19 protein-coding genes are annotated in these 21,596 nt (G+C 64.2%); 18 read left to right on the forward strand and 1 reads right to left on the reverse strand.

Going from position 1 to position 21,596, the window contains the following annotated elements:
- The first annotated feature begins 323 nt into the window (after positions 1-323).
- The 17 genes from mraZ (at position 324) to AC22G6_RS01720 (ending at position 18,325) form a co-directional block, all read left to right on the forward strand.
- Positions 324-767: a division/cell wall cluster transcriptional repressor MraZ gene (gene mraZ, locus AC22G6_RS01640; protein ID WP_108950652.1), complete on the forward strand. Its 444-nt coding sequence runs from the start codon at positions 324-326 to the stop codon at positions 765-767.
- Positions 764-1,702, forward strand: a complete 939-nt coding sequence (gene rsmH, locus AC22G6_RS01645; protein WP_487365345.1) for a 16S rRNA (cytosine(1402)-N(4))-methyltransferase RsmH — start codon at positions 764-766, stop codon at positions 1,700-1,702. The genes mraZ and rsmH overlap by 4 nt, the downstream gene beginning before the upstream one ends.
- Positions 1,699-1,962: a cell division protein FtsL gene (gene ftsL, locus AC22G6_RS01650; protein ID WP_108950654.1), complete on the forward strand. Its 264-nt coding sequence runs from the start codon at positions 1,699-1,701 to the stop codon at positions 1,960-1,962. The genes rsmH and ftsL overlap by 4 nt, the downstream gene beginning before the upstream one ends.
- Positions 1,962-3,719, forward strand: a complete 1,758-nt coding sequence (locus AC22G6_RS01655; protein WP_487365392.1) for a peptidoglycan D,D-transpeptidase FtsI family protein — start codon at positions 1,962-1,964, stop codon at positions 3,717-3,719. Before ftsL ends, AC22G6_RS01655 begins: the two co-directional genes overlap by 1 nt.
- Before the next feature lie 35 nt (positions 3,720-3,754).
- Positions 3,755-5,215: a UDP-N-acetylmuramoyl-L-alanyl-D-glutamate--2,6-diaminopimelate ligase gene (locus AC22G6_RS01660; protein ID WP_487365393.1), complete on the forward strand. Its 1,461-nt coding sequence runs from the start codon at positions 3,755-3,757 to the stop codon at positions 5,213-5,215.
- On the forward strand, positions 5,212-6,624 hold the full coding sequence (locus tag AC22G6_RS01665) for a UDP-N-acetylmuramoyl-tripeptide--D-alanyl-D-alanine ligase (protein ID WP_487365346.1): 1,413 nt from the start codon (positions 5,212-5,214) through the stop codon (positions 6,622-6,624). Before AC22G6_RS01660 ends, AC22G6_RS01665 begins: the two co-directional genes overlap by 4 nt.
- Position 6,625: 1 nt before the next feature.
- Positions 6,626-7,714 (forward strand): phospho-N-acetylmuramoyl-pentapeptide-transferase, encoded by a 1,089-nt coding sequence (gene mraY, locus AC22G6_RS01670; RefSeq protein WP_108950657.1) that lies wholly within the window; start codon positions 6,626-6,628, stop codon positions 7,712-7,714.
- Positions 7,711-9,111 (forward strand): UDP-N-acetylmuramoyl-L-alanine--D-glutamate ligase, encoded by a 1,401-nt coding sequence (gene murD, locus AC22G6_RS01675; protein WP_487365347.1) that lies wholly within the window; start codon positions 7,711-7,713, stop codon positions 9,109-9,111. The genes mraY and murD overlap by 4 nt, the downstream gene beginning before the upstream one ends.
- Complete coding sequence (gene ftsW / locus AC22G6_RS01680) at positions 9,108-10,340, forward strand: putative lipid II flippase FtsW (protein WP_487365348.1); 1,233 nt, start codon at positions 9,108-9,110, stop codon at positions 10,338-10,340. The genes murD and ftsW overlap by 4 nt, the downstream gene beginning before the upstream one ends.
- A complete protein-coding gene (murG, locus tag AC22G6_RS01685; protein ID WP_487365349.1) occupies positions 10,337-11,407 on the forward strand; it encodes an undecaprenyldiphospho-muramoylpentapeptide beta-N-acetylglucosaminyltransferase in 1,071 nt (356 codons plus the stop codon). Before ftsW ends, murG begins: the two co-directional genes overlap by 4 nt.
- A complete protein-coding gene (murC, locus tag AC22G6_RS01690) occupies positions 11,404-12,804 on the forward strand; it encodes a UDP-N-acetylmuramate--L-alanine ligase (protein WP_487365350.1) in 1,401 nt (466 codons plus the stop codon). The genes murG and murC overlap by 4 nt, the downstream gene beginning before the upstream one ends.
- Positions 12,801-13,715 carry a D-alanine--D-alanine ligase gene (locus AC22G6_RS01695; RefSeq protein ID WP_487365351.1) on the forward strand — a complete coding sequence of 305 codons (915 nt, stop codon included), beginning with the start codon at positions 12,801-12,803 and terminating at the stop codon, positions 13,713-13,715. The genes murC and AC22G6_RS01695 overlap by 4 nt, the downstream gene beginning before the upstream one ends.
- Positions 13,716-13,722: 7 nt before the next feature.
- Entirely contained in the window at positions 13,723-14,553 is an 831-nt protein-coding gene (locus tag AC22G6_RS01700) for a cell division protein FtsQ/DivIB (RefSeq protein ID WP_487365352.1), read from the forward strand.
- Positions 14,550-15,779, forward strand: a complete 1,230-nt coding sequence (gene ftsA / locus AC22G6_RS01705; RefSeq protein ID WP_108950664.1) for a cell division protein FtsA — start codon at positions 14,550-14,552, stop codon at positions 15,777-15,779. The genes AC22G6_RS01700 and ftsA overlap by 4 nt, the downstream gene beginning before the upstream one ends.
- A gap of 143 nt (positions 15,780-15,922) precedes the next feature.
- The gene (ftsZ, locus tag AC22G6_RS01710; RefSeq protein ID WP_108950665.1) at positions 15,923-17,062 is read left to right on the forward strand and encodes a cell division protein FtsZ; all 1,140 of its coding nucleotides are present in this window, start codon (positions 15,923-15,925) and stop codon (positions 17,060-17,062) included.
- Positions 17,063-17,203: 141 nt separating this feature from the next.
- The gene (gene lpxC / locus AC22G6_RS01715) at positions 17,204-18,127 is read left to right on the forward strand and encodes a UDP-3-O-acyl-N-acetylglucosamine deacetylase (protein WP_487365353.1); all 924 of its coding nucleotides are present in this window, start codon (positions 17,204-17,206) and stop codon (positions 18,125-18,127) included.
- Between the two features lie 9 nt (positions 18,128-18,136).
- Positions 18,137-18,325 (forward strand): hypothetical protein, encoded by a 189-nt coding sequence (locus tag AC22G6_RS01720; RefSeq protein WP_487365354.1) that lies wholly within the window; start codon positions 18,137-18,139, stop codon positions 18,323-18,325.
- 7 nt (positions 18,326-18,332) lie between these two features.
- On the opposite strand, the gene AC22G6_RS01725 is transcribed toward AC22G6_RS01720, so the two are convergent.
- Entirely contained in the window at positions 18,333-18,767 is a 435-nt protein-coding gene (locus tag AC22G6_RS01725; protein WP_487365355.1) for a DciA family protein, read from the reverse strand.
- Positions 18,768-18,859: 92 nt separating this feature from the next.
- On the opposite strand from AC22G6_RS01725, the gene secA reads away from it, so the two are divergent.
- On the forward strand, positions 18,860-21,583 hold the full coding sequence (secA, locus tag AC22G6_RS01730; protein ID WP_487365356.1) for a preprotein translocase subunit SecA: 2,724 nt from the start codon (positions 18,860-18,862) through the stop codon (positions 21,581-21,583).
- Positions 21,584-21,596: the final 13 nt, after the last annotated feature.

Genomic DNA, 21,596 nt, shown 5'->3' on the forward strand with positions numbered 1-21,596 from the left:
CTGAACATCAGCGCCGAAGTGGCGACATGCCGTCATCCGGCAGTCATTTGTCGCCCGCGTCCTGCGGGATTTCCCACTTCGCCCCACCCCGGTCAGACCCACTTTCGCTGTTCATGCGCTTCTGCATGAAGCTGCGCTATTTGCCTTGATTTAACAGGGATTATTCGAGCTTGCCCTCTTTGACTTAAGTCATTGTGTAGCAAAGAGTTTCCCCCTCCCGTCAGCTTGACCGGGTTGTGCCTTTACTCTACAGTGGGGATAAGTGGAGAAAAGTGGGGTGGAGTGTCATTTTGATGCTTCGCCCGAACCGTTCAGGGGGCGCGATGTTTCAGGGAGCCGCAGCGCTGAGTCTCGATGCGAAGGGTCGCCTTGCGATTCCCTCGCGGCATCGTGACGCGCTTGCTGTTGAGAATGGGCAGGTGGTCATCACCGCCCATCCTCACGGCTGCCTGATCGTTTACCCGGTTCCTGCGTGGGAGCCGATCCGTGACAAGGTCTTGAGTGCGCCCAGCCTCGACCCGGTCTCGGCCCAGCTGAAGCGACTCCTCGTCGGCTTTGCTCAGGATGAGGCGCTCGACAGCGCCGGGCGCGTGCTGATTGCGCCTTCCCTGCGGCAGTTCGCCCGTCTCGAAAAACAGGTCTGGCTGGTGGGTCAGGGCAGCCACTTCGAGCTCTGGTCCGATGCTGGCTGGCAGAAACAGCAGGAAGCCATGATGGCGCTGGCAGGCACCGGGTTGCCGCCTGGTTTTGAGAGTCTGGCGTTATGAGCGAACAAGCGCTGCACATCACCGTTTTGCTGAAGGAAGGCGTCGATGCACTGGCGGTCAAGTCTGACGGCGTCTACGTGGACTGCACCTTCGGGCGTGGTGGGCACAGTCGCGAGATCCTTGCGCGGCTTGGCCCGGCCGGACGTCTGATCGCCTTCGATCGTGACCTCGTTGCCATTGCGGCCGGACGGGAGATGAATGACGACCGCCTGACGCTGGTCCATGCCCCGTTCAGCGACCTCGATATCGAGCTCGAGCAACTCGGCGTGGGGCTGGTGGATGGCGTGCTGATGGATCTCGGGGTGTCGTCTCCACAGCTCGATGACGGCGCACGAGGGATGAGCTTTCGCTTTGATGCGCCGCTCGACATGCGCATGGACACAAGTCGCGGACAGACCGTAGCAGACTGGCTGGCGGATGCTTCCGTCGCCCAAATCACGGAGGTACTCAGAGATTATGGAGAAGAACGGTTTGCTTATGCGATTGCAAAGGCGATTGCAGCTGCTCGGGCAGGGGGGGCTGTCGAAACCACTGGACAACTTGCCGCGATCGTGGAAAAAACGGTCCGCACGCGCGAGCCGGGGAAGCACCCAGCGACGCGCAGTTTCCAGGCTCTACGGATTTTCATCAATCAGGAGCTTGAGGAGCTGACGCAGGTGCTGCCCGCCTGTGTTCGTCGTCTGCGCACTGGCGGCCGGCTGGCCGTGATCAGTTTTCATTCTCTCGAGGACCGCATCGTCAAGCGCTTCATGCGTGACGGCTCGCGTCCGCCCCAGTTGCCGTCGCGCCTGCCGGTGCGTGCGGCCGACATGCCGAAGCCGCCGCTGGTGCTGGTCGGCAAGGCGGTGCATCCGGGGGATGCAGAGGTTGCACTCAACCCGCGCTCCCGCAGCGCGGTGATGCGCGTGGCCGAACGCACGGAGGCAGCAGCATGATCCGCCTCGATGCACTCCTCGTTGCGCTCGTGGTGGCCAGTGCGCTCGGCGTCGTTGCCGCACAGCACCAGGCCAGAAAGCTGTTCTCCGCGCTTGAGCGCGAGCAGACGCGCGCGCACGGACTTGAGGTCGAGTGGGGGCAACTGCAGCTCGAGCAAAGCACTTGGGCGGCGCATGGACGTGTCGAGAAGCTCGCCCGTGAGCGCCTTGGTCTGCGGCCGCCCGTGCAGGGACAGGTCGTCGTGCTGGAGGCGCAATGATGCAGAAACAGCGCACTGTGACCTTCAACCACAATCCCTTGCTCAAGCGCGAGTTGCCCGTGTGGCGCTCACGTTTTGTGCTGATGGTGCTGCTCGGCTCCATGCTGGTGCTGATCGGGCGGGCGCTGTTCCTGCAGGGCATCAACAACGAATTTCTCCAGGCCAAGGGCGAGATGCGTTACGCCCGTGTGCTCGAAGTGCCCGCAACGCGGGGGCGGATCACCGATCGCAATGGCGACATGTTCGCCGTGAGCACGCCGGTGCGTTCCGTGTGGGCAATTCCATCCGACGTCAGTCTTGAACCAGGCGAGGCACGGCAGCTGGCAAAGCTGCTCGAGATGGATGTGCCCGAACTCAATGCCAAGCTGGCGTCGGGTCGTGACTTCGCCTACCTCAAGCGCCAGCTTTCACCCGATGTGGCTGAGCGTATCGCCGAGCTCAAGCTCCCGGGTATCCATCAGCAGCGTGAATATCGCCGCTTCTACCCGGGTGGCGAGGTGACCGCGCACATGCTGGGTTTCACCAGCGTCGAGGATCGTGGGCAGGAAGGCATCGAGCTCGCGTACGAGGCTCAGCTTGCCGGTCAGCCCGGTTCGCGGCGGGTGATCAAGGATCGTCGCGGGCAGGTCGTCGAGGACGTCGAGTCCATCCGGCCGCCGCGTGATGGCGAGGACGTCGTGCTCGCGATGGATGGCAAGATCCAGTATCTCGCCTACTCCGCCTTGCGCGAAGCCATGCAGAAATTCCGCGCCAAGGCGGGCGCCGTCGTGGTCGTGGATGTGCAGACCGGCGAAGTGCTGGCGCTGGCCAATGCCCCCACCTTCAATCCGAACAATCGCGCCAACCTGACCGGGGCCCAGTTGCGGAACCGGGCGTTCACCGACACCTTTGAGCCGGGTTCGGTCATGAAGCCCTTCGTCGCCGCGCTTGCGCTCGAGAGTGGCAAGTTCAAGGCCGCGACCAAGATCGATACCAGTCCGGGCCGCATGACGATCGGCACTGCAACGATCGGCGACGCGCATCCTCATGGCGTCCTGACGGTTGCCGAGGTCATCCAGAAGTCGTCCAACGTCGGCACCGTCAAGATGGCGCTGCAGTTCAGCCCGGATGAGATGTGGCGCCTGCTGGACGGGCTCGGCTTCGGCTCGCAGCTCAGTCTCGGATTTCCGGGTGAAGCGGCGGGTCGCCTGCGTCCGGCCAAGTCATGGCGTCCGATCGAGCAGGCCACGATGTCCTATGGACACGGGATTTCGGTCAGTCTGATTCAGGTCGCGCATGCATATCTCGCTTTCGCGAGAGATGGCGATCTGCTGCCGTTGTCGCTGACCCGGGTCGACGCGGCAAAAGCGGCCCCGAAGCGTGTTTTCTCGCCGCAGGTGGCAAGAGAGGTCCGGGCCATGCTTGAGCTGGCCGCCGGGCCCGGTGGGACGGCGCCCCAGGCCCAGGTACCCGGCTATCGCGTTGCCGGCAAGACCGGCACCGCATACAAGCTTGAGGGAGGACAGTACGTCAAGAAGTACATCTCCTCGTTTGTCGGTCTTGCACCGGTTTCCCGTCCGCGGCTGGTCGTCGCGGTGATGATCGATGAGCCAACCGGCGCGCATTACGGCGGTGCGGTTGCTGCCCCGGTCTTTGCCCGTATCGTCGAAGGCTCCCTGCGCGCACTGGGTGTGGCGCCCGATGCGCCCATCACGCCACTGCAGCTTGCCCGCAAGCAAGGTGCAGAAGCCCCGACCACCGTGCGGGAGAGCATGTGAGCGAGCAGGCCCAGGCGATCCTCGAACAGCTGCGCATGCAGGGCGTCACGCCCGCGGGCATCACCGCCGATTCGCGCCGCGTTGGCGCGGGCGACGTCTTTGCGGCGTGGCCGGGCTACGCGACCGACGGCCGTCGCTTCATCGACTCCGCCGTCGCCGCGGGTGCTGCTGCTGTGCTTTACGAAGGCAGTGACGGCTTTCAATGCGCCACGGGTGCCCGCCCGCTCATCGCGGTCAATGGCCTGCGGGAACTGGCCGGACATCTGGCGCACGAGATCTACGAGCGTCCCTCGGAGAAACTCTGGCTCGCCGGCGTGACGGGCACCAATGGCAAGACCACGGTCAGCCAGTGGCTGGCGCGGGCGCTGGATGAGCTCGGTTGCCGCTGCGGCATCGTCGGCACGCTGGGCTGCGGCTTTGTCGACCAGCTGTCGGCAAGTGCCAATACCACCCCGGACGCGCTCGATCTGCATCGCCTGCTGGCCGGCTTTGTGGCGGGCGGTGCGGGTGCGGCCGCGATGGAAGTGTCCTCGATCGGGCTCGACCAGGGGCGGGTGAATGGTGCCCGCTTCGATGTTGCAATCTTCACCAACCTGTCGCGGGACCATCTCGACTATCACCGCACGATGGATGCCTATGCGGCCGCCAAGGCCCGCATGTTCGATCTGCCGGGTGTTGGCGAGGTGGTGATCAACCTCGACGATGCCTTCGGCCTGATGCAGGCGCGCCGTCTGCTTGCCGAGGGGCGGCGCGTGCTGGGCTACACCCGTATCGCCTCGAATGCAGACGCGGTGCCGGGCGCTCGCGTGCTGATCGGCGACCGCCTTGAAGCCACGGCTTCCGGTCTGCGTTTCACCGTGCTCTGGGAGGGCCGCAAGTTTGATCTCCAGGTGCGCATGGTGGCCCCCTTCAACGTGTCCAACCTGCTTGCCGTCATCGGAGCGCTGATTGCCCGCGGCGTGGCACTGGATGAAGCACTGCACGTGGCGGCCAGGCTGACGCCGCCCGAAGGCCGCATGCAACTCGTCGGTGGCGTGGGCGAGCCTTTGATCGTGATTGACTATGCGCACTCTCCGGATGCGCTGGCGAAAGTGCTCGAGGCCTTGCGCGGTACGGTGCGTACCCGCAGAGGACGGCTGATCTGCGTGTTTGGCTGTGGCGGTGACCGCGACCCCGGCAAGCGGCCGATGATGGGAGAGGTGGTGCGCGAGCTTGCCGACCGTGTCGTGGTAACGAGTGACAACCCGCGCAGCGAAGATCCGCAGCAGATCATCGACGCGATCATGGAGGGCGCAGGTCCCGGTGCGGAGAGCATCGTTGACCGCGCGCTGGCGATCCGGACCGCGGTTGCGGACGCGGGCGCTGACGATGTGATCCTTCTTGCTGGAAAGGGGCATGAGCCCTATCAGGAAGTTCATGGCACGCGCCTGCCCTTCCTCGATCTTGAACATGCCCGTGCGGCCTTGCGTGAATGGAACGAGGGGAGCAACACATGATGACGCTGCTGGACGCGGTGCGCGCCCTTGCTACCCGGGATGCCCGGGTCATCGGTGCCGCGCGCTTCGAGTTGGTTGGAACGGATACCCGTAATCTGCAGGCCGGGCAGCTCTTCGTTGCCCTGCGTGGCGACCGCTTCGACGGGCACGATTTCATCGATGTCGCCGCTGCCGCCGGGGCCGCCGCTGCACTGGTGGATTCGCGCTGGGCGGAAATGCACCCGGGCGCGCCCTTGCCACTGGTGATCGTGGACGACACACGGCTTGCACTCGGCACGCTTGCTGCCGCCTGGCGTGCCGGTTTCGACCTGCCCCTGATCGGTGTGACCGGCAGCAATGGCAAGACCACGGTAAAGGAAATGTGCGCAGCCATCATGCGCGCGGACGCAGCCCTGAACGGCGCGGGTGGCGATGCCGTGCTGGCGACGCGGGGCAATCTGAACAACGACATCGGCCTGCCGCTGACGCTGCTTGAACTGCGTGACCACCATCGTGCGGCCGTGATCGAGATGGGGATGAACCGTCCGGGCGAGATTGCCTACCTGACCGGCCTCGCACGACCGACCGTGGCGGTGGTGAACAACGCGCAGCGGGCACACCTGCAGGGCATGGGCTCGCTGACCGAAGTGGCGCGCGAGAAAGGCAGCATCTACCAGGGCCTCAGGTCCGATGGCGTGGCGATCATCAACGCCGACGATGCGCATGTGGACTACTGGCGGGAGCTCAACGCCGGTCACAGGATTGTGACATTCGGTATCGACGAGGCGGCGGACGTGCGCGGCCGGTGTACCCTCCACGGCCTCGGATCGCAGCTCGAACTCGACACTCAGCAGGGGCGGGTCGGGATCGCGCTGCAGGTGCCGGGTCTTCACAACGCACGCAATGCCGTTGCGGCGGCGGCAGCCTGCCTGGCAGCCGGTGCAGCACTGGAGGCGGTGGTCGAAGGGCTGACCGAATTTGCCGGGACCAAGGGACGTCTGCAGCGTCGCTCCGGGCCGCACGGTTCGGTCATTCTGGATGACAGCTACAACGCCAACCCCGATTCCGTGCGCGCGGGAATCGACGTTCTGGCGCTGACGCCCGGGCATACGTTTCTGGTGCTCGGCGACATGGGCGAGATCGGCGAGACCAGCGCTCAGGTGCATGACGAAATCGGCGGCTATGCCAAGAGCAAGGGTGTCGACGGGCTTTACGCACTGGGCGATGTAAGCGCGGTGGCCGCGCGCAACTTCGGCGAAGGTGGTGCCCATTTCGGCAGCGTCGAGGCCCTGGTCGAAGCGCTTGCCGGGCAACTCGATGCCGATTCGGTGGTGCTGGTGAAGGGCTCGCGCTTCATGCGCATGGAACGTGTGGCGGATGCGCTCGCTGCACTGCACAATACCGCCCCTCGTACGGAAACAGGTTCCTAATATGCTGCACGAACTCGCGCTCTGGCTCAGTCAGGATATCCGCGGCTTCAATGTCTTCGGCTACATCACGCTGCGTACGGTGCTGGCCGCGCTGACTGCGCTCGCGCTTTCCCTGATGGCAGGGCCGGGCGTGATCCGCTGGCTGGCCGCGAAGAAGATCGGTCAGGCGGTGCGCGACGATGGTCCGAAGTCACACCTGACCAAGACCGGTACGCCGACAATGGGCGGCGCCCTCATCCTGCTGTCGATTGCGGTCACCGTCTTCCTGTGGGGCGATCTCAGCAATGGCTACATCTGGGTGACGCTGTTCGTCACGCTCGGCTTCGGTGCCGTGGGCTGGGTGGATGACTGGCGCAAGGTGGTGCACCGTGACCCCAAGGGGCTGGCCAGCCGCTGGAAGTATCTGTGGACCTCGCTGATTGCGCTGGCTGCGGCGATCTTCCTAGGTGTGACCGCGAGCACGCCAGCCGAAACCGAACTGATCGTGCCCTTCTTCAAGGCCGTGACGTATCCGCTGGGCGTCTTCGGCTTCATCGCGCTGACCTATTTCGTCATCAACGGCACCAGCCACGCGGTCAACCTGACTGACGGTCTCGACGGCCTCGCGATCATGCCAACGGTGATGGTGGCCGGCGCACTCGCGATCTTTGCCTATGTTGCCGGGCATGTCGGCTTCTCGAAGTATCTCGGTGTGCCCTATGTCGCCGGTGCAGGCGAGCTCGCGGTGTTCTGCGGCGCGATCTGCGGTGCCGGGCTCGGCTTCCTGTGGTTCAACGCCTATCCGGCCGAAGTGTTCATGGGCGACGTCGGTGCGCTGGCGCTGGGCGCCGCGCTCGGGACCATCGCCGTCATCGTGCGTCAGGAAATCGTGCTCTTCATCATGGGCGGGCTGTTCGTTGCTGAAACCCTGTCGGTGATGGTGCAGGTGCTGTACTTCAAGATTAGCGGTGGCAAGCGGATCTTCCGCATGGCGCCGCTGCATCACCACTACGAGCTGGGTGGATGGAAGGAAACGCAGGTGGTGGTCCGCTTCTGGATCATCACCATCATGCTGGTGCTGTTTGGTTTGTCGACGCTGAAACTGAGATGAGCACGTTCGCAGGTAAACACGTTCTGGTACTCGGGCTGGGTGAATCCGGTCTCGCGATGGCACGCTGGTGCGGGCGCCAGGGTGCGCGTCTGCGCGTGGCCGACAGTCGCGAGCGGCCGCCGGGTCTCGATACCCTGCAGCAGGACGTGCCGCTGTCCGAGATCATCACGGGTGTTTTCGGAAATGAAGTGCTCGACGGTGTCGATCTGCTTGCGATCAGTCCCGGCCTAGACCCCCGCACGGGCGTGATTGCCGAAGCTACGCGCCGCGGCCTGCCGGTCACCGGCGAGATGAGCCTGCTTGCTGCGGCATTGCGCGACCTCGGTGTGAGGGACGAGACCCGCATCATCGCCATCACCGGGACCAACGGCAAGACCACCACAACCGCGCTGACCGCGGCACTGGCCGCAGCGTCGGGCATGGATGCCGTCGCGGCGGGCAATATCAGCCCGGCCGCCCTCGACGTGCTCATGGACCGTCTCGACAGCGGCGGGGATCTGCCCGCGTGCTGGGTGCTCGAACTGTCGAGCTTCCAGATCGAGACCATGGAAGGGCTCGATCCGGATGCAGCGACCGTGCTCAACGTGACCGACGACCACCTCGACCGCTACGCCGATCTCGAAGCCTACGCCGCGACCAAGGCGAAGATCTTCGAGGGCAAGGGTGCGCAGGTGCTTAACCGGGACGACGAACGCGTGCTGGCGATGGCGCGACCGGGACGGAAAGTGCTCGGCTTTTCTACGTCGGCGCCGCAGTGTGCCGACGATTACGGCCTGATCAGTCAGGCCGGTGAAGACTGGCTTGAGCGTGGTGATGAGCGGCTTATTCCGCTGGCCGCGTTGCCGATCGCCGGGCGCCACAATGCCGCCAATGCGATGGCGGCCCTGGCCTTGTGCGAAGCCGGCCTTGGTCTGGACCCGCAGTCCCTGCTGCCTGCGCTGCGCGCCTTCCGCGGCCTCCCGCACAGGGTTGAACTGGTTGCCGAACGTGACGACGGCGTGCGCTTCTACGACGATTCCAAGGGCACGAACGTCGGTGCCACGGTTGCAGCGCTGGACGGTCTTGCCGGCACGGTCGTGCTGATCGCCGGCGGCGACGGCAAGGGGCAGGACTTCTCGCCGCTTGCAGAGCCGTTCTCGCGCCATGTTCGTGCTGCCGTGCTCATCGGACGTGATGCGGCACGGATCGAGGCGGGTGTCGCGGGATGCGGCGTCCCGCTCGAGCATGCCGACAGCCTCGATGCGGCTGTTGAGCGTGCTGCGCAGCTGGCCCAGCCCGGCGATGTGGTGCTGCTCTCACCGGCCTGCTCCAGCCTCGACATGTTCCGCAACTATGCGCACCGTGCCGACGTCTTTGTCGCGGCCGCGCGCAGGCTGCCGGGGGTCAGCGCCCGATGAAGATTTCAGCCGCGCTCGCCGGAATGTTTGCCTCCCGTACGCCGCCCACCAGCAGCGCCGGGGCACGCACGGTCGCGCGCATGATGCGCCCGTCGGCACCGGCTCGTGAGCTCGATCTGCTGCTGATCTGGTCCGCGGTCGGCCTGCTGCTGCTTGGCTTGGTGATGGTGTATTCAGCCTCGATCGCGATTGCCGAGGGCAGCCGCTTTACCGGCAACCAGTCGCATTATTTCCTGATGCGCCACGCGGTCTTCCTTGCGGTCGGCATCGGTGTCGGGCTGGTGGCGTTCCAGCTGCCGATGACACAGTGGCAGCGGCTCGCGCCCGCCCTGTTCGTGGGCGGCGTGGTGCTGCTGATCGTGGTGCTGATTCCGGGTGTCGGGCGCGAGGTCAATGGCGCGCAGCGCTGGCTGTCGCTTGGCCCGGTCAACCTGCAGCCCTCGGAGCTGATGAAGGTGTTTGCCGCGATCTATGCGGCGGACTACACGGTGCGCAAGCTCGACGCCATGGGCAGCTTCAAGCGCGGCTTCCTGCCGATGATGATGGTCATCCTGTTCGTCGGTTTCCTGCTGCTGCGCGAGCCCGACTTCGGCGCCTTCGTGGTGATCACCGCGATTGCGTTCGGTGTGCTCTTCCTCGGCGGCGTGAATATCCGCGTGTTCGCGCTGCTCGGCGTCGTGGCGCTGATCGGTTTCGTGATTCTGATCTGGACTTCACCCTATCGGCGCGAGCGCATTTTCGGCTTCATGGACCCCTGGCAGGACGCATTCGGCAAGGGCTATCAGCTGTCGCATGCGCTGATCGCCTTCGGTCGCGGCGAATGGTTCGGCGTCGGCCTCGGTGCGAGCGTCGAGAAACTCTTCTACCTGCCCGAAGCGCATACCGACTTCCTGCTCTCGGTGATTGCCGAAGAGCTCGGATTTGTCGGCGTGGTCGTGGTCGTCGGGATGTTTGCGATCCTGATTCAGCGCGCCTTCGTCATCGGTCGTGAGGCAATCAAGCTCGAGCGCTATTTCTCCGGCCTGGTGGCGCAGGGCATCGGCCTGTGGATGGGCGTCCAGTCCTTCATCAACATGGGTGTGAACACCGGCTTGCTGCCGACCAAGGGGCTGACCCTGCCGCTGATGAGCTTCGGCGGTTCGGGCATCGTGGCCAACTGCCTGGCGCTCGCCATTCTGCTGCGGATCGACTGGGAAGTCAGGCAAATGAAACGGGGGGGCGGGTCATGAAAACCCTGTTGATGATGGCTGGCGGCACAGGCGGCCATATCTTCCCCGGCGTGGCGGTCGCCGAGGCGCTCAAGGCGAAGGGCTGGCACATCGTATGGATGGGCAATCCTGACGGTATGGAAGCGCGCATCGTGCCGACCTACGGCTACGACACCGCGTGGGTTCGCTTCGGTGCGCTGCGCGGCAAGGGGCTGATGCGCAAGCTGATGCTTCCGCTCAACCTGCTGTCGGGATTCTGGCAGGCGCTGCGCGAACTGCGCCGTGTCCGGCCCGACGTCGTGATCGGCATGGGCGGCTACATCACGTTTCCCGGCGGCATGATGGCGGTACTGCTCGGGCGGCCGCTGGTGCTGCACGAACAGAACTCGGTGGCGGGTCTTGCCAACCGGGTGCTGGCAATGGTCGCGGACAAGGTGCTGTCCGGCTTTCCGCATGCACTGAAGAAGGCCGGCTGGGTCGGCAACCCCGTGCGTACGGAAATCAGCGCGGTTGCGCCACCTGCCGAGCGATTCGCCGGGCGGGAAGGTCCGCTGCGCCTGCTGGTAGTCGGTGGCAGCCTCGGCGCTGCGGTGCTCAACGAGACGCTGCCGCAGGCCCTGGCCCGGATTCCCGCCGCAGTCCGTCCCATCGTAGTGCACCAGGCGGGCGAGAAGCAGATCGAGGCCTTGCGTGCCGCCTATGCGGGCGCAGGTGTCGAAGGTGATCTGCGTCCCTTCATTCAGGACATGGCCGGGGAATATGCGGCTGCGGACCTCGTCATCTCGCGCTCGGGGGCACTTACCGTAGCGGAACTTGCTGCGGTCGGAGCGGCGAGCCTGCTTGTGCCCTTTCCGCACGCAGTCGATGACCACCAGACCGGCAACGCCGGATTCCTCGCCGATAACGGCGCGGCCTACCTGCTGCCGCAAACCGAACTCAACGCCGAACGACTGGCCGGCATTCTCGTCAGTCTCGATCGAACGCGCCTGTTGCAGATGGCGGAACATGCCCGGGCGCTGGCCAAGCCGCGCGCCACCGAGGCAGTCGTCCGTATCTGCGAAGAACTGGCAGGCGGGGAAGAAAAATGAAGCACAAGGTAAAGAACATTCATTTCGTCGGCATTGGCGGCTCGGGCATGAGCGGCATTGCCGAAGTGCTGGTTAACCTCGGGTTCCGGGTCAGCGGCTCGGATCTGAGCGAAAGCGCAGCGACACGCCGGCTGAAGGCCGCCGGTGCGCGCGTGGTGCTCGGTCACGACGCGGCCAACGTCGAGGCGGCTGACGCCGTGGTTGTATCCACTGCAGTCAAGAACGACAACCCGGAAGTGATCGCTGCGCGTGCGCGCCACATTCCGGTCGTGCCGCGTGCCCAGATGCTTGCAGAGCTGATGCGGCTCAAGAGCGGTATCGCAATTGCCGGCACCCATGGCAAGACCACGACGACGTCGCTGGTCGCCAGCATTCTTGCAGAAGGCGGAATGGATCCGACCTTCGTCATCGGTGGCCGCCTCAATGCGGCAGGCGCCAATGCACGCCTGGGCAAGGGCGACTTTCTGGTGGCCGAGGCCGACGAGTCGGACGCGTCCTTCCTGATGCTGAGCCCGGTGATCTCGGTGGTGACCAACATCGATGCCGATCACATGGATACCTATGGCCACGACTTCGCCCGCCTGAAGCAGGCCTTCGTGGATTTCCTCCAGCGCCTGCCCTTCTACGGTGTGGCCGTGCTGTGCGAGGACGATCCGCACGTGCGGTCGATCATGCCCCTGGTGTCGAAGCAGGTGGTGCGCTACGGTCTGTCGGAGACGGCCAACATCCGTGCCGAGAATATCCGCGCAGAGAACGGGCGGATGAAGTTTGACGCGGTACGGGTCAATGGCACGACTTCGCGCCTGCCGATCGAGCTCAACCTGCCGGGTTTGCACAACGTGCTCAACGCGCTTGCCGCGATTGCGGTGGCAACCGAAGTGCAGGTGCCGGACGCCGCCATCATCAAGGCGCTTTCGGAGTTCCGCGGCGTTGGCCGCCGCTTCCAGCGCTATGGCGAAATCGCACTCGCAAACGGCGGCAGCTTCACCCTGATCGATGACTACGGCCACCATCCGGTCGAGATGGCTGCAACCATTGCAGCCGCGCGCGGCGCCTTCCCCGACCGTCGTCTGGTGCTTGCTTTCCAGCCGCACCGATTTACCCGCACCCGCGACTGTTTCGAGGATTTCGTCAAGGTGCTGTCGACGGTCGATGCGCTCCTGCTGAGCGAAGTCTATGCCGCCGGCGAAGCGCCGGTCGTGGCTGCCGACGGGCGCAGTCTGGCTCGCGCCCTGCGTGTGGCCGGAAAAGTGGAGCCGGTGTTCATCGAGGATATCGCCGACATGCCGCAGGCCATGCTCGACCTCGCCCAGGACGGCGATGTGGTCATCACCATGGGTGCCGGCAGCATCGGCGCCGTACCCGGCAAGCTTTGCAACAGCGAGGATCAGTCGTGAAGGCGCGTTTCGGAAAGGTCGCAGTGCTGTTCGGGGGCTCGTCCGCCGAGCGTGAGGTATCGCTGATGTCGGGCGCAGCCGTGCTCGCAGCGCTGCAGCACGCCGGGGTCGATGCGCACGCTTTCGATCCGGCCGAGCGCGATCTGCACATCCTCAAGGAAGAAGGCTTCGACCGTGTGTTCATCGCCCTGCATGGACGCGGTGGCGAAGACGGCACGGTGCAGGGCGCGCTCGAACTCATGGGCATCCCCTATACCGGCAGCGGCGTCATGGCTTCCGCGATCTCGATGGACAAGTGGCGGACCAAGATGGTGTGGCTGGCGGCCGGTCTGCCCACGCCGCGCTACGCCATTCTTGACGCCGATACCGACTGGGCCGCGGTGGTCGCAGACCTCGGGCTGCCGATCTTCGTCAAGCCCGCGCACGAAGGCTCGAGCATGGGCGCCACCAAGGTGGTCGAAGCCGCTCAGCTCAAGGCCGCATGGGAGTTGGCCGCACGCTACGACAGCCTGGTGATCGCAGAGGAGTTCGTGTCCGGTCAGGAGCTCACCGCTCCCTTCCTCGAGGATCGCGTTCTGCCGCTGGTGCGCATCGTCGCGCCCGATGGCAATTACGACTACCAGAACAAGTACTTTACCGACGTCACCCGCTACGACTGTCCCTGCGGCCTGCCCGAAGCCGAGGAGCAGGCGCTGCAGGCGCTGGTGATGAAGAGCGCACGTGTGCTCGGATGTCGTGGCTGGGGCCGCGCAGACCTGATCCTGACCGAGGACGGCAAGCCCTACCTGCTGGAAATGAATACCTCGCCCGGCATGACCGGGCATTCGCTGGTGCCGATGTCGGCCAGTGTTGCGGGCCTCTCCTTCGAGGCCTTGTGCCTTGAACTGCTCAAGGGAGCCCGCCTTGGCTGAAGCGCGCATGCGATCCGCTGCAGCATCTGCCCGCAAGGCCGGGCAGCGGACGAACGCGCGCGACGACCGTGGGCTGTGGAATCGTCCGGCATTGCTTGATCTGTTCTCCGACGTGCTGATGCTGTTCGCAGCCATCGGTCTGGGCTGGGCCCTGGTGACATGGTTTCTGTCGCGGCCGCTGTTTCCGCTGCGCGAACTGGTGGTATTGACCCCGCCGGGGCAGGTGACCGAGGCGCAACTGCAATACGTGGCACGCACGGCGATCCGCGGCAATTTCTTCACCATCGAGCTTGATTCGGTGCGCTCGGCGTTCGAGAAGCTGCCCTGGGTGCGGCGTGCCGAAGTGCGCAGGCGCTGGCCCGATGGCATCGAACTGCGCCTTGAGGAGCACCAGGCGGTTGCGTACTGGACGGCGACCGAGAGCGGCGACACGCGCCTGGTCAACCGTCAGGGCGAGGTGTTTACCGCATCGAGCGATGCCCGCATGCCCGCGTTCTCCGGCCCGCAGGGGTCGGCAGCAACGCTGCTGGCGCGCTACGAGACCTACTCCGGAATGCTGAAGCCGATGGGCGCGTCGCTGATGGGCCTGATGTTGTCGGCGCGCGAGGCTTGGCAGCTCAAGCTTGATAACGGCGTGCTCATCGTGCTCGGGCGCGAGCAGGAGCGTGTCCCCCTCGAGGCCAGGTTGAAGCGCTTCGTCGCAGCCTGGCCCGAAGTTCGGGACTCCATCGGATTACAGGTCGCCGTGGCGGATCTCCGCTACCCGGGCGGTTTTGCATTGACTCCCATTGATGCCGTGCCGGTCGGCCGGAACCAGGCAACGAAAGGCAAGAAATGAGCAAGGATTTCAAAGAACTGATCGTCGGTCTCGATATCGGCACTTCCAAGATCACCTGCATGGTGGCCGAGGTGCGCCCTGACGGACGACTCAATGTCGTCGGCCTCGGCACGCAGCCGACCAACGGCCTCAAGCGCGGTGTGGTGGTCAATATCGAAGCCACGGTCGATGCGATTTCCCGGGTGATCCAGGAAGTCGAACTGATGGCCGAGTGCAAGATCCATGATCTCTACACCGGCATTGCCGGCAGCCATATCAAGAGCTTCAACTCCAATGGCATGGTGGCGATCAAGGACAAGGAAGTCACGCCGATGGATGTGGAGCGGGTGATCGAGGTCGCGCGTGCGATGCCGATTCCGGCCGAACAGCAGATCCTGCACATCCTCACCCAGGAATTCATCATCGATGGCCAGGGTGGCGTGCGCGAACCGATCGGCATGAGCGGCGTCAAGCTCGAGGTCAAGGTGCACATCGTCACCGGCGCCGTGTCGGCCGCTCAGAACGTGGTCAAGTGCGTGCGTCGCTGCGGGCTCGAGGTCATGGACCTGATCCTGCAGCCGCTGGCGTCGAGCTACGCGGTGCTGACCGAGGACGAGAAGGAACTCGGCGTGTGCATGGTCGATATCGGCGGAGGCACGACCGACATCGCAGTGTTCACTCAGGGTGCCATTCGCCACACGGCGGTGATTCCGGTTGCAGGCGACCAGATCACCAACGACATCGCAATGGCGCTGCGTACGCCGACCTCGGAGGCCGAGGAGATCAAGATCCGCCACGGGGTGGCGATGCACACCCTCGCCGATCCCGAGGAAATGATCGAAGTGCCCGGTGTGGGCGATCGTCCGCCGCGCCCGCTGTCGCGTCAGCGTCTGGCAGATGTGATCGAGCCGCGGGTGTCCGAGCTCTTCGAGCTTGTGCAGGCGGAGCTGCGCCGCAGCGGTTACGAAGAGTTGCTGTCGTCGGGCATCGTGCTCACCGGTGGTTCGGCAGTCATGGAAGGCATGGTCGAACTCGGCGAGGACGTGTTCCACATGCCGGTCAGGGTCGGTGCGCCGCAGTACGACGGCGGTCTGGCCGACGTGGTGTGTCAGCCGCGCTATGCGGCCGCGATGGGGCTGGTGATCGAAGGCGCAGCGCAGCGCAGGAGAGGCTTGCAGGCGCGCGATACGCGCGGCGTGAAACAGTTCTTCGGACGCATGAAGTCATGGTTCGAGCGAAATTTCTGACCGACTGCAGGTGCAGCCAGTCATTTTGAATGAGTGTCTGTTTTGATACCTAGATTTAGTATTACACTTCACAGTTAATACTAAATGCGGGTTAAACGGACGTTCTGAGTGTAGCAGGGCCGTTTATCAAGGAGGCGAGGCAAATGTTTGAAATCATTGAGAAAGAGCCGGTTGGAACGATCATCAAGGTGGTCGGTGTGGGTGGTGCCGGCGGGAACGCCGTCGACCACATGATCCGCGAGGGTGTGAAAGGGGTGGATTTCATCTCCGCAAACACCGATGCGCAGGCGCTGGCACGCTGTCTGGCCCCGACCAAGATTCAGCTCGGCGTTACGGGTCTGGGCGCAGGCTCCAAGCCTGAAGCCGGTCGCGCTGCAGCTCAGGAGTCGCGCGAGGCGATCGCCGCCGCACTGGAAGGTGCGCACATGTGTTTCATCACTGGCGGCATGGGTGGTGGTACGGGTACAGGTGCTGCGCCTGTCGTGGCCGAGATCGCCAAGGAGATGGGCATTCTGGCCGTTGCCGTGGTGACCAAGCCCTTCGACTTCGAGAACCGCATTCGTGTGGCCGAGAGCGGTGTCGAGGAACTGACCCGCCACGTGGATTCGCTGATCGTCGTGCTCAACGACAAGCTGCTCGACGTCTTCGGTGACGACGCCGGCTTCGAGGAATGCTTCCGTTCGGCCGACAACGTGCTGCGTTCGGCCGTTGGCGGTATCGCCGAGATCATCAATGTGCCGGGCCTGGTCAACGTCGACTTCCAGGACGTGCGTACCGCGATGGCCGAAATGGGCCGCGCGATGATGGGTTCCGCAGAAGCCGCCGGAATGGACCGTGCGCGGATTGCCGCCGAGCAGGCAGCCGTATCGCCGCTGCTCGAGGGGACCGAGCTCTCCGGCGCGCGCTGTGTGCTGATCAACATCACCGCCAGCAAGTCGCTGAAGATGTCCGAAGTGCGCGATGCGGTGAAGACGGTGCAGGCGTTTGCCGCACCGGAAGCCTTCGTCAAGTACGGCACCGTGTTTGAAGACAGCATGGAAGACCGCATCCGCATCACCGTCGTCGCCACCGGTCTCGGTACGCCGCGTGCTACCGCTCGCCAGCCGGTGATGCAGGTGGTGCAGGGTACGGGTACCTACGGCCCGAACAGCGGCGTCGATATGAACAATCTCGACGTGCCTGCCGTAATGCGCAGTGGTCGCCGTACGACCGTCGATGCGATGAGCAACAACGGCGTCGGTACCTACGACATCCCGGCCTTCCTGCGTCGTCAGGCAGACTGATCCCGCTTCCTGCGGGCCCGCACGGGCACTCACGCGCGAACCGCCGCCTCCGGTTCGCGCGCGGGTGCCCGTCTCTTTTGTGCACTGCAACTGGAAATTTGGGGCGTGCTAAACTGCGGGTGTGAAACGGGAATGAAACACATGATCAGGCAGCGAACACTCAAATCGATCGTCAAGGCAACCGGCGTAGGCCTCCACGGCGGACGCAAGGTCAATCTCGTGCTGCGTCCGGCCGCGCCGGACACGGGTATCGTCTTTCACCGCGTCGATCTTGATCCGCCGCTCGATCTGCCTGCCGATCCCTATGCCGTGTGCGACACCCGGATGTGCTCCGGACTGGAACAGGGCGGTGAGAAGGTGGGTACGGTCGAACACCTGATGTCGGCGCTGGCCGGCCTCGGCATCGACAACCTGCACGTCGATGTCGATGCGCCCGAAATCCCGATTCTCGACGGCAGTTCCGGTCCTTTTGTGTTCCTGTTGCAGTCAGCGGGCATCGAAGAGCAGTCCGCGCCCAAGAAGTTCATGCGGGTCAAGAAGGCTGTGGAGTATCGCGAGGGCGACAAGTGGGTACGCCTTGAGCCGTACGACGGCTTCAAGCTGCAGTTTTCCATCGTGTTCAACCATCCCGCGATCGACAGTACCTCGACGTCGGTCAATATCGACTTCGCCGAACATTCATACATTCGCGATGTGGCACGGGCCCGCACCTTCGGCTTCATGCAGGACGTCGAGTTCATGCGCGCAAACGGCCTTGCGCTGGGCGGCAGCCTCGACAACGCCATCGTGATGGACGAGTACCGCGTGCTCAACGCCGAAGGGCTGCGCTACGCCGACGAGTTCGTCAAGCACAAGGTCCTCGACGCCATCGGCGACCTGTACCTGTGCGGCCATCCGCTGCTCGCCGCCTATTCGGCTCACAAGGCCGGGCATGCACTGAACAACCAGGTGCTGCGCGTTCTGCTCGAAGACGCTTCGGCCTGGGAAATCGTGACCTTCGAAAAAGTAGCCGCTACGCCTGCTGCTGTCGTGCATCAGTTTGCCGACGCCGCGCTGGCGACCTGAGTCCCCGCGATGCTCGTGCTGCGGATTGTCGGTCTGCTGCTGGTGCTCGGGATTGCCGGCTCCATCCTGCTGTGGCTGCTGACCGGCAACCGCCGCTATCGGCAGTGGGCATGGAAGATCTTTCGTGCCGGCCTGGTCGTTCTCTTTGTTTTTCTGTCCCTGTTTGCCCTCGAGCGCCTGCTGGTGCCCATGATCTGACGCTCTGTCAGCTTTCCCTGCTGAGGCGCGCTAGCCGCTCGAGCGCATCGCGCAGCGGTGAGTCCTTGGGCAGCGTCGCAGCAAATTCCCGCAACTGATTCTTGGCCGCCGGCGACACCGTGCGCACGGTCGGTGCGCGTTGTACGACGGTCTCCTCGGGCGTGGACACCTTGATCCTGATCGACTGCAGCGGGTAGCCCGCGTGCAGGAAGTGGTCCATCAGGGAGGGCGCCATCTGCTTGAGGCGCACTGCAAGGGCGCTGCCACGGGTGGCGATCACCAGCACGTCATCCTTCAGATTGACCACGCTGCACACATGCGCGAACTGGGGGGGCAGGCCGCCGTCGAGGACGGTCTGCAGGCGGCGCAGCCGGGCTGCATGGTCCTGCAGGCGGGCAAGTGCATTGCCGGCGCCAAGGTATCGTTGCAGGAGCTTGCTCATGAGTTTCGGGTCGCTAAATGAGGGAGAAATATGGGAGGACAGTCCGACATGATAAACTCGCCGCTTTGCCGAATCGACGTCGACCCCATCTCATGTTCTCCGGCCTTCTCAAGAAATTATTCGGTACACGTAACGACCGTCTGATCCGCCAGTATTCGCAGACCGTTCGTCGGATCAATGCTCTGGAGCCCGAGATCTCGGCGCTGTCGGACGAAGCGCTCAAAGGCAAGACTGCCGAGTTCAGGCAGCGTGTTGCAAACGGCGAAACGCTTGATGCGCTGCTGCCCGAGGCTTTTGCCGTGGTGCGCGAAGCGGGCAAGCGGGTGCACGGCATGCGCCACTTCGACGTGCAGCTCATTGGCGGCATGGTGCTGCACGACGGCAGGATTGCCGAGATGCGTACCGGCGAGGGCAAGACCCTGGTCGCCACGCTGCCGGCCTACCTGAATGCGCTTGCCGACAAGGGCGTGCATGTCATCACCGTCAACGATTACCTGGCCAGCCGCGACGCCGACTGGATGGGCCGGATCTTCGGTTTCCTCGGGCTGACCACCGGCTGCAACCTGTCGCGCATGTCGCACCAGGAAAAGCAGGCGGCCTATGCGTCCGATATCACCTACGGCACCAACAACGAGTTCGGGTTCGACTACCTGCGCGACAATATGGTGTACAACACCGGCGAACGTGTTCAGCGCAAACTGAACTTCGCCATTGTCGACGAAGTGGACTCCATCCTCATCGACGAAGCGCGCACGCCGCTGATCATCTCCGGCCAGGCCGAAGATCACACCGAGCTGTACCTGAAGATGAACCAGGTTGCGCCGCTGCTGAAAAAGCAGGAGGGCGAAGGCGACGATGTGACCGTGCCGGGCGACTACACGGTCGACCTCAAGGCCCATCAGGTGCTGCTGACCGAGCAGGGGCACGAGACGGCCGAACAGCTGCTGGTGCGCATGGGCCTGCTGCCGGAAGGCAGCGGCCTCTATGAGCCGGGCAACATCCTGCTGGTGCACCATCTCTACGCCTCGCTGCGTGCCCACGCGCTGTATCACAAGGATCAGCACTACGTCGTCCAGAACGGCGAAGTGGTTATCGTCGACGAGTTCACCGGGCGCCTGATGGCGGGCCGGCGCTGGTCCGACGGTCTGCACCAGGCCGTCGAGGCTAAGGAAGGCGCGCGCATCCAGGCCGAGAATCAGACCCTGGCCTCGATCACCTTCCAGAACTACTTCCGCATGTACGGCAAGCTCGCCGGCATGACGGGTACGGCCGACACCGAAGCGTTCGAGTTCCACTCCATCTACGGTCTCGAGACGGTCGTCATTCCGACCAATCGTCCGGCCGCACGGCGCGACGAGAACGACAAGGTCTATCGCACCGCCAAGGAAAAGTGGGATGCGGTGATCGCCGATATCGAAGGCTGCGTCAGTCGCGGGCAGCCCGTGCTGGTGGGTACGACCTCGATCGAGACCAACGAGTACCTGTCCGGCCTGCTGAACAAGGCCAAGATTGCGCATCAGCTGCTCAATGCCAAGCAGCACGACAGCGAAGCCCAGATCGTCGCTCAGGCCGGCCGCCCCGGTGTGGTGACGATTGCCACCAACATGGCCGGTCGCGGTACCGACATCGTGCTGGGCGGCAATATCGAGAAGCCGGTGTCCTTGCTGCGTGAAGACGAGAGCATTCCGGAAAGCGAGAAGGAGGGCCGCATCGCCACCTTGCGCGCGGAGTGGCAGAAGGTGCATGAGCAGGTCTGTGCCGCGGGCGGTCTTCACATCATCGGTACCGAGCGCCACGAGTCGCGTCGTATCGACAATCAGCTGCGCGGCCGTTCGGGCCGTCAGGGCGACCCGGGTTCGAGCCGTTTCTACCTCTCGCTTGAAGATCCGCTGATGAAGATCTTCGCCGGCGAGCGCCTGAACGCGATCATGGTCCGCCTCAAGATGCCTGAAGGCGAGGCCATCGAGCATGCAATGGTCACCCGCTCGCTGGAATCTGCGCAGCGCAAGGTGGAGCAGCGCAACTTCGATATCCGCAAGCAGCTGCTTGAGTACGACGACGTCTCCAACGATCAGCGCAAGGTGATCTACCAGCAGCGCAACGAGCTGCTTGAGAGCGAGAGCATCTCCGACACGATCACCGCGATGCGCCAGGGCGTTGTGCATGACACCTTCCGCCTCTACGTGCCGCTGGACACCGTGGAAGAGCAGTGGGACGTGCCCGCGCTGGAGCAGGCACTCGCGGCCGACTTCCAGCTCAAGCTGGACGTGGCCGAGTGGATCAAGGCCGAGCCGAGCCTGGATGACGACGCGATTCTGAAGCGCATTCTCGAAGCGGCCGAAGCCGCCTATGCCGCCAAGACCGCGACGGTCGATCCGGTGGCGTGGCAGCAGTTCGAGCGCAATGTGATGCTGCAAAGCCTCGACACCCACTGGCGGGAGCACCTTGCGGCGCTGGATCACCTGCGTCAGGGCATCCACCTGCGCGGGTATGCGCAGAAGAACCCCAAGCAGGAATACAAGCGCGAAGCGTTCGAGCTGTTCGAGACCCTGCTCGATGCGGTCCGTGCCGATGTCAGCAAGCTGCTGATGACGGTGCAGATTCGTACCGAATCGCAGCTCGATGAGGCCGAACCGCAGTCAGACGTCGAGAACGTGCAGTATCACCACGCCGATTACGACGAGGCACTGGGCAAGGCCGCTGCGGGCGGCGATGCCCCGCAGCCGGCCACGGCCGGGCCCAAGGTCGGGCGCAACGATGCATGCCCCTGCGGATCGGGCAAGAAGTACAAACACTGTCACGGCAAGCTGAGCTGAGCCGGTCCAGGAG

The sequence above is a fragment of the Parazoarcus sp. PS-13 R2A genome (assembly GCF_057621855.1).

What these genes read in the sequence shown, in the direction of transcription:
- AC22G6_RS01665 (WP_487365346.1), top strand. Translation starts at nt 5,212, where the DNA reads ATGATGACGCTGCTGGACGCGGTGCGCGCCCTTGCTACCCGGGATGCC.
- murD (WP_487365347.1), top strand. Translation starts at nt 7,711, where the DNA reads ATGAGCACGTTCGCAGGTAAACACGTTCTGGTACTCGGGCTGGGTGAA.
- AC22G6_RS01660 (WP_487365393.1), top strand. Translation starts at nt 3,755, where the DNA reads ATGCAGGGCGTCACGCCCGCGGGCATCACCGCCGATTCGCGCCGCGTT.
- lpxC (WP_487365353.1), top strand. Translation starts at nt 17,204, where the DNA reads ATGATCAGGCAGCGAACACTCAAATCGATCGTCAAGGCAACCGGCGTA.
- ftsW (WP_487365348.1), top strand. Translation starts at nt 9,108, where the DNA reads ATGAAGATTTCAGCCGCGCTCGCCGGAATGTTTGCCTCCCGTACGCCG.
- secA (WP_487365356.1), top strand. Translation starts at nt 18,860, where the DNA reads ATGTTCTCCGGCCTTCTCAAGAAATTATTCGGTACACGTAACGACCGT.
- ftsA (WP_108950664.1), top strand. Translation starts at nt 14,550, where the DNA reads ATGAGCAAGGATTTCAAAGAACTGATCGTCGGTCTCGATATCGGCACT.
- mraY (WP_108950657.1), top strand. Translation starts at nt 6,626, where the DNA reads ATGCTGCACGAACTCGCGCTCTGGCTCAGTCAGGATATCCGCGGCTTC.
- mraZ (WP_108950652.1), top strand. Translation starts at nt 324, where the DNA reads ATGTTTCAGGGAGCCGCAGCGCTGAGTCTCGATGCGAAGGGTCGCCTT.
- AC22G6_RS01700 (WP_487365352.1), top strand. Translation starts at nt 13,723, where the DNA reads ATGCGATCCGCTGCAGCATCTGCCCGCAAGGCCGGGCAGCGGACGAAC.
- AC22G6_RS01725 (WP_487365355.1), bottom strand. Translation starts at nt 18,767, where the DNA reads ATGAGCAAGCTCCTGCAACGATACCTTGGCGCCGGCAATGCACTTGCC.
- AC22G6_RS01655 (WP_487365392.1), top strand. Translation starts at nt 1,962, where the DNA reads ATGCAGAAACAGCGCACTGTGACCTTCAACCACAATCCCTTGCTCAAG.
- murG (WP_487365349.1), top strand. Translation starts at nt 10,337, where the DNA reads ATGAAAACCCTGTTGATGATGGCTGGCGGCACAGGCGGCCATATCTTC.
- rsmH (WP_487365345.1), top strand. Translation starts at nt 764, where the DNA reads ATGAGCGAACAAGCGCTGCACATCACCGTTTTGCTGAAGGAAGGCGTC.
- ftsZ (WP_108950665.1), top strand. Translation starts at nt 15,923, where the DNA reads ATGTTTGAAATCATTGAGAAAGAGCCGGTTGGAACGATCATCAAGGTG.
- murC (WP_487365350.1), top strand. Translation starts at nt 11,404, where the DNA reads ATGAAGCACAAGGTAAAGAACATTCATTTCGTCGGCATTGGCGGCTCG.
- ftsL (WP_108950654.1), top strand. Translation starts at nt 1,699, where the DNA reads ATGATCCGCCTCGATGCACTCCTCGTTGCGCTCGTGGTGGCCAGTGCG.
- AC22G6_RS01720 (WP_487365354.1), top strand. Translation starts at nt 18,137, where the DNA reads ATGCTCGTGCTGCGGATTGTCGGTCTGCTGCTGGTGCTCGGGATTGCC.